The sequence below is a fragment of the Marinobacter sp. S6332 genome, from assembly GCF_023016045.1.
In the GTDB taxonomy this organism is placed as follows: Bacteria; Pseudomonadota; Gammaproteobacteria; order Pseudomonadales; family Oleiphilaceae; genus Marinobacter.
This window is the reverse complement of sequence record NZ_JALKAP010000023.1, coordinates 1-12,971: the sequence shown is the minus strand read 5'-3', so window position 1 is coordinate 12,971 and position 12,971 is coordinate 1. Positions and strand designations below refer to the sequence as shown.

Sequence of the window (12,971 nt, the reverse complement as noted above, 5' to 3'; positions counted from 1 at the left end):
TATTACTCGAGGATCTTAGCGACGACGCCGGCACCAACAGTACGGCCGCCTTCACGAATCGCGAAGCGCAGACCATCTTCCATGGCGATCGGAGCAATCAGCGTGACTTCCATCTTCACGTTATCACCTGGCATAACCATTTCCACGCCTTCCGGCAGTTCACAGGAACCAGTTACGTCAGTGGTACGGAAGTAGAACTGTGGACGATAGCCCTTGAAGAATGGGGTATGACGACCACCCTCATCCTTGCTCAGTACGTACACTTCACACTCAAACTTGGTGTGCGGCTTAATGCTGCCCGGCTTACACAGAACCTGACCACGCTCAACGTCGTCACGCTTGGTGCCGCGAAGCAGTACACCTACGTTCTCACCTGCACGACCTTCGTCTAGCAGCTTACGGAACATCTCAACACCGGTGCAGACAGTCTTGACGGTATCCTTGATACCAACAATCTCGACTTCCTCACCCACCTTAACGATACCGCGCTCTACGCGACCGGTTACAACCGTACCACGACCAGAGATAGAGAACACATCCTCAATCGGCAGCAGGAACGGCTGATCGATTGCACGCTCAGGCTCAGGAATGTAGTCGTCCAGAGCTTCTACCAGCTTCTTAACAGCGGTGGTACCCATTTCGTTGTCGTCTTTGCCCTGCAAAGCCATCAACGCTGAACCGGTAATGATAGGGGTGTCGTCACCCGGGAAGTCGTACGCGCTCAACAGCTCGCGAACTTCCATCTCTACCAACTCAAGTAGCTCTTCATCGTCAACCATGTCCGCTTTGTTCAGGAACACAACGATGAAAGGTACACCCACCTGACGAGACAACAGGATGTGCTCACGCGTCTGCGGCATGGGGCCGTCAGCTGCAGAACAAACCAGAATCGCGCCGTCCATCTGAGCCGCACCTGTGATCATGTTTTTAACATAGTCAGCGTGGCCCGGGCAGTCTACGTGTGCGTAGTGACGGGTTGGAGAATCGTACTCAACGTGGGAGGTCGCAATGGTAATACCACGCGCACGCTCTTCCGGTGCGTTATCGATCTGATCGAATGCACTCGCAGAACCCGTACCCCACACTTCGTGACATACACGAGTCAGAGCAGCGGTCAGAGTCGTTTTACCATGGTCAACGTGACCAATGGTGCCCACGTTCAGGTGTGGCTTAAGACGTTCAAACTTAGACTTAGACATTCGACCAATCCCCCTAATCAACCCAGATAGCAGCGTTGACCGGATAAATAGTGGAGCTCATGACCGGAATTGAACCGGTGACCTCATCCTTACCAAGGATGTGCTCTACCGACTGAGCTACATGAGCATTGCAATTTAAATTGGAGCGGGCAGCGGGAATCGAACCCGCGTCATCAGCTTGGAAGGCTGAGGTAATAGCCACTATACGATGCCCGCGAGCAATTAAGTGGTGGAGGGGGCTGGATTCGAACCAGCGAAGCTTTCGCGTCAGATTTACAGTCTGATCCCTTTGGCCACTCGGGAACCCCTCCGAGTCAGGCGCGATTCTCTGCACCTATCACAACAAAAAAGTGGAGCTGGCGGACGGAATCGAACCCCCGACCTGCTGATTACAAGTCAGCTGCTCTACCAACTGAGCTACGCCAGCTCACATTCGCTTGTTCAGCGAGGGCGGTATACTACGGATTTTTTTCGGACGTTGCAACACCTTCGCACCGATCGATTTCAATGAAATCAAATTCCGAACCATAATCCGCTTCTAGCGCCTGAGCCATTTCCATCGCGAGATTTGACTCTACCTCGAAAGCGAGCGCGTAGCTTATCTGATTTCGGTCGAAGTTGACTAGTACCGCGTTAAAATTCTTGTGTTTTTTTTCTTCCAGCACAGATATTGCTGCATTTTGGGACTCAAAAAGCCCCAAAGAAATTGCATTTTTGCTTGGCCCTTCAGCCACCAAGTAAGAATCTATCCCTTGACGCTGCATCTCCCGCAGCTGCCGAAGAGCAACATCAGTTGGCTGAGGAGGAACAATCACCCAATGCAAAGCGGGTAAAGGTCGATCAACCTCCTGAACCGACAACCTAGATGCCGGCGCAAGTACGGAGTGGGCCTTAAGGGCCCTAGCGTCATCCAGCGATTGTATCCAGCCGAGCCGAACACACACGTGCTCGCCAGACAAAGGACTGGCCGTATCTACCGCCCCACCCTGAATCTTAAGGCTTGCCACTCGCGGCAGAGTGCCGCTTGCAAGGGTGCCCGACTGACCCGTGGGCTTCGACAATGCACCCAACTGCCAAACGCCAAGATTAAAAACAACCAGAGCGAGCGCCAGCCACTTCATCCTGCATAGACCTGTGCGTCTATCGCAGCCAACCCATCAAGCACTAAAGATGGGCAGAAAGTTGCTTTCAGACCTAGACTCAGCAGCCTTTCAGCATCCCCGCCCGTGATCAGGATATCGCGTACACCTGCAGCATATGAATCACTATGAACCCTGTCGATAAGGGCGCTGGACAGCCAGGCTAAGCCATGATTAACACATTCACTCGTGCTTTTACCCGGCGACCGGTCAGAAACGTGGCTAGGGTCAAAATCTATGCGTGCCGCATCCACCTGCAAGCTCCGTCGCATCATATGCAAACCTGGAAGAATAAAGCCGCCCAGATGCTGCCCGGAGGAGCCTACATAATCGACGGTAATTGCGCTGCCAGCATCCACCACAATAAAACCTTGTTTATAATCCAACCAAGCGCCGTACATTGCATGCCATCGATCCGCCCCCATTTGCTGATAGTCGCGGTAAGCACTCGCGAGCCCATTCCGGCAGGCTTCTGACCAGTAACACCTGATTGGGGCGCTTACCCGGCTGGATAGACTTTGCAAAAGGCGCAGCCGTTTTTCCTCAGATGCCACCGTAGACACAGCTATTCTGGAAATATTTACGGCGTCAACAGGCAAGCCGGAGAGAGGATCAGCGTCTTCGATTCCACCTAACCCCTGTGCTATTACTCCACCTGTTTCATCTAGACGCCATTTCAGTCGAGAGTTGCCAGCATCAATCAACAACCTCATTCCGCCACCCGCAAGCTGATTTCTCCAGCACGCACTGGGACGACATTCCCCTCCGTGGTGCGAAGAAGATAATTCCCCGCTGCATCAATACCACAACCCACTCCTTTGATATCTCCGCCCTGCGCCTGAATCATTCGATCACAGTAAATATCACGCTCCTGCCAGGCCTCCCGAAAACCGCTGAAACCGTCACGAGAGAAGACGTCTGCGGCGTCGAGCACAGCCTCGATCACTGCTGCCGCAAGCTGACTTCTCGACCAACTTATATCCGAAAAAGCCCGCGTTAGGCTACTCCATGGCTGATCGACATCATCAGCACTGGACATGTGAACGTTAATGCCAATGCCAGCAATCACTCGCACCAAACCTTCTTGTAGCTCTCCCTGCAACTCAACGAGTATGCCGCCCAGTTTGCCAGTAGGAAGAAAGATGTCATTTGGCCACTTCAAGCCAATATCTTTGGCCCCTAGGGTCTCAAGAGCCTTTGCAACGGCAACCCCCAAGACCAAACTAAGCCCATCGAGAACGGCAAACCCTCCGTGAAAGGTTAACCCCATACTTAGGTAGAGATTCTCTCCGCGAGGGCTACGCCAACTTCGGCCTCTCCGGCCACGCCCGGCTGTCTGAAGATCGGCAATGACTACTGGCAACTTGTTGTTGCCGTCTTCGGCTATTTGGCGAACAATCTCGGCATTGGTCGAATCCACCTCATCCAGTACCCGTAAATCGATCCGGTCGGACAAACCGGGGCCTAACTGCCCCACTATCAACGCGGAGTCCAACAAATCAACCCGAGACACTAGCTGGTAACCTCGCCCTCGAATGGTCGCCACCTCAAACCCCTCATTGCCGATACGCTTTATTTGCTTCCAAATCGCGGTACGGCTCACACCCAACTGACGAGCAAGGGACTCACCAGAATGAATCTGGCCGTCGCTGAGAAGGGCAATAAGTGCTTTAAGTTTCATCAGAAATTATCCAGCCGGAGGGTTTTGTATCGGCGGATTAAACACCAGAAGGGCCTAAAAAACAAAATTGGCGGCTCGAACGAACCCTTCGAGCCGCCGGTATTATCAAGGAATAGGTGTAGCGGTGAGATTTGCTCGTATATTGAAATTCTGCATTTTAACGCCGTAAATGGCAGTCTGGGCGCCACCGGTTTGATGCACAAGATCGACATTGTTAATAGAAAGCTCTTTAAACTGGCTCTGAGCTTTCACTGCAAAACCAAGAGGACGACTATTAACCTCACTCGGAGTAGGATTACTTACGTAACGGTAGCCCTGCGCTGCCGCAACATCCATAATCTTCTCATCGCCCTTTGATCCGACGACACCTAAAGAATCAGGGCCATTGGTCTTTTTAACGACTTTCGTCTGATAAACATCAACAGCTAGGTCCGTGCGAATCCCAAAGGTGTTATCCTCAATACCATCTCCGTCGAAATCGCCTCCGTCACCGGTATAGATATCATTCAATACAAGGCTGGTCCCCGTGCCATTCACTGGATTTCCAGCGCCATCCACCTGCCGGTTAGTCTCCCATGTGAATGCATTCTTTCGGCCATCACCGTCAGCTTTAGCAAGTATCTGTTTTAGCCGGACTGTAACACCTTCGTCACCCCTTGTTTCCCAGATACCACCGGATGCCTCACATACTATTTGGGTATTGCCCGAGCCTCCCGCACAGACATCTCCCGCACCACCCGGGACGATAGTCATGCTGCTTCCGACCTCGTAACTCTGACGCACAAACCGACCAAAGCTCTTACCCGACGACTTGTCCCCGACTCGCAAATTGCCAACATCCATAGTGCCCCAGGATTCCCCGGTGACCATAGCTAAACCTTCATCGGTTGCGTCTATTGTCATGTCACGCACATGGGAATCATATTCTAGCTCACTGATCCAAAGGCCTTTCTGACTGATTTCACCGGTTCCTTTATCGTAAGGATCGGCGATGATGGCCGCTTTGCCGTTCTGGATTCGAACGTCAGAGTTCACCGTGATGCCTTCACCACTTGCACCGCCGGCACCAAGAGTTATATGCCCGTCCAGCTCAAATTCGTAAGCCGGATAAAAACCAAGCGCGAGTAGCAGCTCTGTACCGCCTTGTAACCGAGCGTCCTCACTACCGACTTTCAGGCCATTAATTCGATAGCCCGCCTTAACTCCGTCAAAACCCACTCTAAGCCCATCGTAGAACTGGGTGCCACCTCGAACTTCGTTTCGGGTGACATTCACGGTTATATCACCCCGGCCCCATGACTGCAGGCCACTGAATATCACACGATTTCCATCTTCGGTGTAGCTTAAATCGGCACGGCGCAAGCTCCACTCTGCTGCTAACCGCAGGCCTTGCGGCCCGGCATCAGCGTGCCCGCCACCCTGAAGATAAACAGCGTTTGTGTATGTACGCCCATCATACGCGTGGTCTTCGAACAGGAAGCTTGCATTCACTTGGCCGATACTCCGGCCACCACTGCCCATTTCTATGGCACCAATATTCAACTCGCCCGAAGCAGAACCCAGCGTCAATGCCAATGCAGGTCTATTCTGCCAATCTGTGGTCACATCCACCCGCATGTCGTTAACGTTTAGGTAGCCGGTAATATCCCGAAGCGCCAAGACATTGCCATCGTCATGATAGAGAAAGGAGGCACTGTGGATGGTTGTTGCGTTGTCTATCCTCAGCCCTTCACCGTCGCGGCCACCCGCCGTAATATCCGTGCTAGACGACAGCTCATACTGACCGCTTAACCCACCATACGAGGCTAGTAGGGCGCCGGAACCCACATCACGACTAACTCCATGATTCGCAGGATTACCACTGTAACGAATAGCATCAACCTGCCATGTCCCTACAATTCTAGGCGCGTCAAGCTTTAAGGTATCTCCAACCACATCAAGTGTTACACCCAAAGCCTCAACGTCCATAGTTATACCGTCGAGAAACACCTCATTGCCGTTGGTTCTATAGCCCAACCGCCCACCAGTCATGGTGTATGCAGAATCAAACGTATAACCGGCACCCCCGGTGGCACCGCCAGACTTGATATTCAAAAAACCTTCGAGAGAGTGATCAAAAAACACGCCGCCCATGCTAACGCCAGGTGCTCCGGCCAAACGTATATCGCCAAACTCGATCCTGCGATCTTCGACTAAATAATCAAGGTTGAGCGATGCATCGGCGCCTATATCCACGTTGATTTTATGGTGTGCTTGGCCAGTAGGGCTTGAAGAAGACCCAACCCGAAATTCTTCAAGGTGAACACCTTTGCCATCATCGTAATAGGATAAGCGATCTGCTGTAGCGCTTAGATCCATTTCGAGAGTTATACCCCTTTGCCCACTAACGGACGCCAACTCCGAATCATCAAGACTCCTCATGTCAGCAGAGGCTACAGAAAATACTCCGAGTAGAAAAACTCCCGAATGGAGGGCGAGGATGCTATTGCGATTTTTGTTAGTCTTCATATTTCGCCTCACCTTTTAAGGATTTCCCGCCGGAAAGACAAGCAGGTTACCTTCCATGATGACGCTCCCCTGCATCTCTACCGAGAAAATATCCGTTTGCTGAAAACCGGGGTCTGTTGGCCGGGGAGTATTACTGGCTGCAATTTTGAAGCGAACATCGTCGAACCGCACAGTATTAGGCAGACCCAGCTCCAAAACATCTCCATTGAAGAGCTCACCATCGCCTGCGAAACCAGAATCTATTGTTCTCATGCCCAGAGTAAGCCCCTCAAACGCAAAACTGCCACGAAGCTCATCAAGGACCATCCAGCCTCCCGTATCCTTCAAGCGATATGCTAATCGAGCCCCACACTTCTTGGTTACATCATCGCAGCGCCCAAAATAACTGTTTTCGATCGGGCCACCGAGCTCGTTGATGCTCACGTCTCCCGAGAGGTAGATGCCGCCCTGACCAGAGACGTCTGACATTGCATCGTCACTGATCTGGGTCATCTCCGCGGCAACCGGCCACACTAACGCAGACAAGCACATTACAGCCACGGGCTTAAAAATTGAGATGGCAGTCTTCATTGTGCAAGATCCTTAGTTCGTATACTCAAATGCTGGATCAACATACCCTGAACCCGCGCGGAACCGAAATCTTTGTTCCCTACACTAAAATTCCCAATACTTAAGTTGCTTCTGTACTCGGGATTGGAGTAGTAGGACTCGTAAAAATCCCAAGCTTCAGTGTTACTGCTACCACGGAGGCCATTTGCGCCTATCTCTCCCGCTGCCGGCTTACGAATGGCTGCAATATCTATGACAAAGTTACCTCCACCATCGACATCAAGAAACAAGGGTTGCAACTGATTTCCCAGTGCTAACTCCATGACAACATCAGACATATAAATCCGGGAATCACATGTAGTGCCATCGTGGGCACAAACATCGACGGAGAGCTCAGGCGAGTAGAAGTTCAGTTTGAACTGGGCAACCATTTGGCTACGACTGTCATCTCCCCACAATCGTAAATAGCTGCCATCAATGACAGCGCTTTGGGCATGAATATTAATATTAGCGGAGCGATCGGAGCCTATGCCAACATTCATTTGCATGCCAATATCTGCGCGTTCACCAATATAGTCAGCGGTAGCTGGCCGGCTTGAGCAGGTACCCGTCCCAGCTACGGCACCAGTGCTTAAGCAATCGTATCCTTCAGCAGCCGAAACCATTGCAGGAGCAGCGAACTCAAGCACTGCTCTGTTGTTTATGCCAATATCATTCCCATCCACAACGTCGATTCGCCAGGGGTTGATGAGCCGCCCAAGGTTTACCCCTGTAAGGTTTTCGCCGTAATCACTATTAGCGCCCGACACATAAAACCGGTTTACGGTGATATCCACATCCCGTCCATCAGTGCTTTTAATGCCAGCAATCCGAAATATCCGGGCTTGGTTACCATCCACATCAGGCTTATCCGTCCCATGGGAAAACTTAAAGTTTTCAAGAACAACGCCAACACCTGCACCATCAATTTCCGACATTTCGTTTTCAGACAAGTCCTCAAGCTCTGCCATTGCGCTACCGGCGAGACACATACCGAGCACTGCAGCAGGCACGAAAATGGTTAACTGACTGAACAATCCGTTAATGGGTTTCATCATAGCCACCTAGAACAATCCCCTGCCGCGATCAATATACTCAGTGCGTACGCGTTGCGTCCCATTGAGGGCTTCGCTAAGATTTACTTCAGTTGCACCGTTCGGAATGTTGAAGAACGCCCCAGCCGTAGCTCGAATAAAGTCTTCTGGTGAAAAATTCTCTTTCTTCACGTCCTTCAGCCAATCAAGGTCTTTTGTTTGGAATGAGAGGAAGGCTCCGTCAGCGGGGGCTACGATGCGGCGCTCGCCATTTACTTCACCAATTTCTCCAATTGAGAAACTATTGTACATATCCAGATCGAAACACGCGTCTATGCCAAGAACAAGACAATCCTGAGCATAAACGTAGATATCCCCACCAGGGCATACGAAGAAAGATGTGCAGCCAGGGAGCTCGATTCGGGAGCTCGAGCCTGGCGCAATAAAGTTCCTAAGGGCCCAACGAGTTAAGCCGCTCGCGCCTTCTAAAACAAATTTCTCGCCGTTAGGTATACCAATGTACTCGGCGCGGACTGGGTCTAACTCACCAAGATTCGGATCACCATCAGCCCCATAAACCAACTGTGCCTTTGTTTGTAGCGGACTACTACCTTCGAGCAATGGCGTAAGCAGGGTGATCAGCCTGTCTGCAACATTTCCGTTTGAGTTTGCACTTTTTAAGCCCTCGCCTTTATCGACAATGTCGATATTCACGTTGCCAGACAAGGTTTCGATCTTACCGGAGAGCACCCCCATAGCCTCGCCAAAACCCAGCCGGAAGCCGACAATTTCTTCGGTGGTTTGATCGTATGCGAATTCAAAAAAAGGGTTATCTATCTTGAAGGGTACAATCTCTCCCTCGGCATAAGCGCTCCCGTCTGACTTACGCTGCCTGGGAGCTTTGGGATTGGCATTGTAATACGCCTGATTGTTGATATAGCCTAGAGCAAAATCCTCGATGTAAACGTCTGAGGTTCCAGCTTTCTCCCCGTCACGCTCATAGCGCCCCACCTCTAATACATCGACATTGGTTTGGATTTCGACATCCATACCAAGGTTAACCCGAGTATAAGCTGTCGCATTGTTCGCGTCTGGGTGATATTGCCTATCGACGGATACAAATGCCTGCCCGGTAACCTCTGACATTTTCTGATCAGATATTGGGCTAAGGTCGGCGCTCAACCCCGCAGAAAGGGACGATAGAAAAACCGCTGCAATTAGTTTAATCATAGCTACATCTCACTACTACCGCATGTTGTTGTGACGGCATACTAAAGGTGATTAATGCGTCCCTGAGACAGGCGTTCTGTGATTGCCTTCTCCAAATTACTGTTAAGAAGTGTACCGACTATTTACATTCTTGACTGTGCGGCGGTTCAAAAGCCAGGCATAAAAAAAGCCCCGGCAGCAGAGCTGTCGGGGCTGTTTTATTTAAGAGTCTGACGATGACCTACTCTCACATGGGCAAGTGCCACACTACCATCGGCGCAGGCTTGTTTCACTTCTGAGTTCGAGATGGGATCAGGTGGTTCCAAGCCGCTATGGTCGTCAGACAAAACGGTTGATCACTGGGGGACGAGATAGAGGTTGTTCAATGTGTTTTGATTTTTTCGTTTGTTCTAGCGTTATCCAAGCAATTGTCTTGGGTGTTATATAGTCAAGCCGCACGAGCAATTAGTATCGGTTAGCTCAACGCCTCGCAGCGCTTACACACCCGACCTATCAACGTCCTGGTCTTGAACGGCTCTTTAGGGGCCTCGAGGGCCCGGGGAGATCTCATCTTGGAAGGGGCTTCCCGCTTAGATGCTTTCAGCGGTTATCCTGTCCGAACATAGCTACCCAGCAGTGCCTCTGGCGAGACAACTGGAACACCAGCGGTTCGTCCACTCCGGTCCTCTCGTACTAGGAGCAGCTTTCCTCAAATCTCCAACGTCCACGGCAGATAGGGACCGAACTGTCTCACGACGTTCTAAACCCAGCTCGCGTACCACTTTAAATGGCGAACAGCCATACCCTTGGGACCGGCTTCAGCCCCAGGATGTGATGAGCCGACATCGAGGTGCCAAACACCGCCGTCGATGTGAACTCTTGGGCGGTATCAGCCTGTTATCCCCGGAGTACCTTTTATCCGTTGAGCGATGGCCCTTCCATACAGAACCACCGGATCACTATGACCTACTTTCGTACCTGCTCGACGTGTCAGTCTCGCAGTTAAGCGGGCTTGTGCCATTACACTAACCGTACGATGTCCGACCGTACTTAGCCCACCTTTGTGCTCCTCCGTTACGCTTTAGGAGGAGACCGCCCCAGTCAAACTACCCACCACACAGTGTCCTCGATCCCGATAAGGGACCAGAGTTAGAACCTCAAACATGCCAGGCTGGTATTTCAAGGTTGGCTCCACGCAAACTGGCGTTCACGCTTCAAAGCCTCCCAGCTATCCTACACAAACATGTTCAAAGTTCACTGTGAAGCTATAGTAAAGGTTCACGGGGTCTTTCCGTCTAGCCGCGGATACACCGCATCTTCACGGCGATTTCAATTTCACTGAGTCTCGGGTAGAGACAGCGCCCCCATCGTTACGCCATTCGTGCAGGTCGGAACTTACCCGACAAGGAATTTCGCTACCTTAGGACCGTTATAGTTACGGCCGCCGTTTACCGGGGCTTCGATCAAGAGCTTCGCACGAATGCTAACCCCATCAATTAACCTTCCGGCACCGGGCAGGCGTCACACCGTATACGTCCACTTTCGTGTTTGCACAGTGCTGTGTTTTTAATAAACAGTCGCAGGGGCCTGGTATCTTCGACTGGCTTCTGCTCAACCCGCGAAGGGCGTCACATACCACCAGCGTGCCTTCTCCCGAAGTTACGGCACCATTTTGCCTAGTTCCTTTACCCGAGTTCTCTCAAGCGCCTTGGTATTCTCTACCTGACCACCTGTGTCGGTTTGGGGTACGGTCTCGAATAGCCTGAAGCTTAGAAGATTTTCCTGGAAGCAGGGCATCAATGACTTCGCTCCCGTAAAAGGGTGCTCGTCGTCACGTCTCAGGATTGTGGATCCGGATTTGCCTAAACCCACTCCCTACACGCTTAAACCGGGACAACCGTCGCCCGGCTCACCTAGCCTTCTCCGTCTCTCCATCGCAGCTATCCAAGGTACGGAAATATTAATCCGTTTCCCATCGACTACACCTTTCGGTCTCGCCTTAGGGGCCGACTCACCCTGCGCCGATTAGCGTTGCGCAGGAACCCTTGGTCTTCCGGCGTGCGGGTTTTTCACCCGCATTGTCGTTACTCATGTCAGCATTCGCACTTCTGATACCTCCAGCATGCTTCTCAACACACCTTCGCAGGCTTACAGAACGCTCCCCTACCCCGCATACAAAGTATGCAGCCGCAGCTTCGGTGACCAGTTTGAGCCCCGTTACATCTTCCGCGCAGGCCGACTCGACTAGTGAGCTATTACGCTTTCTTTAAAGGATGGCTGCTTCTAAGCCAACCTCCTAGCTGTCTGAGCCTTCCCACATCGTTTCCCACTTAACTGGTACTTTGGGACCTTAGCTGGCGGTCTGGGTTGTTTCCCTCTTCACGATGGACGTTAGCACCCACCGTGTGTCTCCCGGATAGTACTCACAGGTATTCGGAGTTTGCATCGGGTTGGTAAGTCGGGATGACCCCCTAGCCGAAACAGTGCTCTACCCCCTGTGGTATTCGTCCGAGGCGCTACCTAAATAGCTTTCGGGGAGAACCAGCTATCTCCGGGCTTGATTAGCCTTTCACTCCGATCCACAAGTCATCCCCTGGCTTTTCAACGACAGTGGGTTCGGTCCTCCAGTTGATGTTACTCAACCTTCAACCTGCTCATGGATAGATCGCCCGGTTTCGGGTCTATGCCCAGCGACTAAATCGCCCTATTCAGACTCGGTTTCCCTACGGCTCCCCTAAACGGTTAACCTCGCCACTGAACATAAGTCGCTGACCCATTATACAAAAGGTACGCCGTCACAGAACAAGTCTGCTCCGACTGCTTGTACGCATACGGTTTCAGGATCTATTTCACTCCCCTCACAGGGGTTCTTTTCGCCTTTCCCTCACGGTACTGGTTCACTATCGGTCAGTCAGGAGTATTTAGCCTTGGAGGATGGTCCCCCCATATTCAGACAGGATACCACGTGTCCCGTCCTACTCGATTTCACTAGACTCAGGTTTCGGATACGGGGCTATCACCCACTATGGCGGCACTTTCCAGAGCCTTCTCCTACCAGTTGTCTAGCTTAAGGGCTAGTCCCCGTTCGCTCGCCGCTACTTAGGGAATCTCGGTTGATTTCTTTTCCTCGGGGTACTTAGATGTTTCAGTTCCCCCGGTTCGCCTCTTACACCTATGTATTCAGTGCAAGATACCCGACCGAAATCGGGTGGGTTTCCCCATTCAGAAATGTCCGGATCACAGCTTGTTTGCCAGCTCCCCGAACCTTATCGCAGGCTTCCACGTCTTTCATCGCCTCTGACTGCCAAGGCATCCACCGTATGCGCTTAGTTGCTTGACTATATAACCCCAAGACAACTGATCGCTGGCACACCCACATTTGCTTTCAACGTTTCCCGAAGGAAACACCAAAAGACCCTGTTTTTGTACTCAGAGATAAGCCACTTGAAGCTATAAACAACCACTTCAACGACAACACCGGATAACGCTTGAAAAAATCGCTATCACATTGAACACATTTTCTCGGAGATAATGAGAAAATGTCTTCGTGTTCTATCTCGTCCAATTTGTTAAAGAGCAAATCTGACCCAGTGATCAGAAAGAAGAACTTCGA

8 protein-coding genes, 4 tRNA genes and 2 rRNA genes are annotated in these 12,971 nt (G+C 51.5%); all 14 read right to left on the bottom strand.

Annotation, left to right across the window (positions count from 1 at the left end; all coding sequences use genetic code 11):
- Window positions 1–2: 2 nt before the first annotated feature.
- Window positions 3–1,199, bottom strand: a complete 1,197-nt coding sequence (tuf, locus tag MWU62_RS18565; protein WP_247116198.1) for an elongation factor Tu — start codon at window positions 1,197–1,199, stop codon at window positions 3–5.
- A gap of 51 nt (window positions 1,200–1,250) precedes the next feature.
- A tRNA-Thr gene (locus MWU62_RS18560) sits at window positions 1,251–1,326 on the bottom strand.
- A 14-nt stretch (window positions 1,327–1,340) separates the two neighbouring features.
- Window positions 1,341–1,415 (bottom strand) — tRNA-Gly (locus MWU62_RS18555).
- 11 nt (window positions 1,416–1,426) lie between these two features.
- Window positions 1,427–1,510, bottom strand: a tRNA-Tyr gene (locus MWU62_RS18550).
- A 40-nt stretch (window positions 1,511–1,550) separates the two neighbouring features.
- Window positions 1,551–1,626 (bottom strand) — tRNA-Thr (locus tag MWU62_RS18545).
- A gap of 31 nt (window positions 1,627–1,657) precedes the next feature.
- On the bottom strand, window positions 1,658–2,320 hold the full coding sequence (locus MWU62_RS18540; protein ID WP_247116227.1) for a hypothetical protein: 663 nt from the start codon (window positions 2,318–2,320) through the stop codon (window positions 1,658–1,660).
- Window positions 2,317–3,051: a type III pantothenate kinase gene (locus MWU62_RS18535; protein WP_247116226.1), complete on the bottom strand. Its 735-nt coding sequence runs from the start codon at window positions 3,049–3,051 to the stop codon at window positions 2,317–2,319. The genes MWU62_RS18540 and MWU62_RS18535 overlap by 4 nt, the downstream gene beginning before the upstream one ends.
- A complete protein-coding gene (locus tag MWU62_RS18530) occupies window positions 3,048–4,019 on the bottom strand; it encodes a biotin--[acetyl-CoA-carboxylase] ligase (RefSeq protein WP_247116225.1) in 972 nt (323 codons plus the stop codon). Before MWU62_RS18530 ends, MWU62_RS18535 begins: the two co-directional genes overlap by 4 nt.
- Before the next feature lie 105 nt (window positions 4,020–4,124).
- Window positions 4,125–6,527: a DUF6160 family protein gene (locus MWU62_RS18525; RefSeq protein WP_247116224.1), complete on the bottom strand. Its 2,403-nt coding sequence runs from the start codon at window positions 6,525–6,527 to the stop codon at window positions 4,125–4,127.
- A 15-nt stretch (window positions 6,528–6,542) separates the two neighbouring features.
- Window positions 6,543–7,097, bottom strand: coding sequence for a DUF6160 family protein (locus tag MWU62_RS18520; RefSeq protein ID WP_348645664.1), 555 nt, complete (start codon window positions 7,095–7,097; stop codon window positions 6,543–6,545).
- On the bottom strand, window positions 7,094–8,173 hold the full coding sequence (locus MWU62_RS18515; RefSeq protein ID WP_247116223.1) for a hypothetical protein: 1,080 nt from the start codon (window positions 8,171–8,173) through the stop codon (window positions 7,094–7,096). Before MWU62_RS18515 ends, MWU62_RS18520 begins: the two co-directional genes overlap by 4 nt.
- Window positions 8,174–8,179: 6 nt before the next feature.
- Entirely contained in the window at window positions 8,180–9,379 is a 1,200-nt protein-coding gene (locus MWU62_RS18510; RefSeq protein WP_247116222.1) for a hypothetical protein, read from the bottom strand.
- Window positions 9,380–9,586: 207 nt separating this feature from the next.
- Window positions 9,587–9,702, bottom strand: a 5S ribosomal RNA gene (rrf, locus tag MWU62_RS18505).
- 100 nt (window positions 9,703–9,802) lie between these two features.
- Window positions 9,803–12,698 (bottom strand): 23S ribosomal RNA (locus tag MWU62_RS18500).
- Between the last annotated feature and the right edge of the window lie 273 nt (window positions 12,699–12,971).

Excerpts from the sequence above, each read along its gene's own strand:
- MWU62_RS18530 (WP_247116225.1), bottom strand. The coding sequence starts at position 4,019 with ATGAAACTTAAAGCACTTATTGCCCTTCTCAGCGACGGCCAGATTCAT.
- MWU62_RS18520 (WP_348645664.1), bottom strand. The coding sequence starts at position 7,097 with ATGAAGACTGCCATCTCAATTTTTAAGCCCGTGGCTGTAATGTGCTTG.
- MWU62_RS18515 (WP_247116223.1), bottom strand. The coding sequence starts at position 8,173 with ATGATGAAACCCATTAACGGATTGTTCAGTCAGTTAACCATTTTCGTG.
- MWU62_RS18510 (WP_247116222.1), bottom strand. The coding sequence starts at position 9,379 with ATGATTAAACTAATTGCAGCGGTTTTTCTATCGTCCCTTTCTGCGGGG.
- MWU62_RS18535 (WP_247116226.1), bottom strand. The coding sequence starts at position 3,051 with ATGAGGTTGTTGATTGATGCTGGCAACTCTCGACTGAAATGGCGTCTA.
- MWU62_RS18540 (WP_247116227.1), bottom strand. The coding sequence starts at position 2,320 with ATGAAGTGGCTGGCGCTCGCTCTGGTTGTTTTTAATCTTGGCGTTTGG.
- MWU62_RS18525 (WP_247116224.1), bottom strand. The coding sequence starts at position 6,527 with ATGAAGACTAACAAAAATCGCAATAGCATCCTCGCCCTCCATTCGGGA.
- tuf (WP_247116198.1), bottom strand. The coding sequence starts at position 1,199 with ATGTCTAAGTCTAAGTTTGAACGTCTTAAGCCACACCTGAACGTGGGC.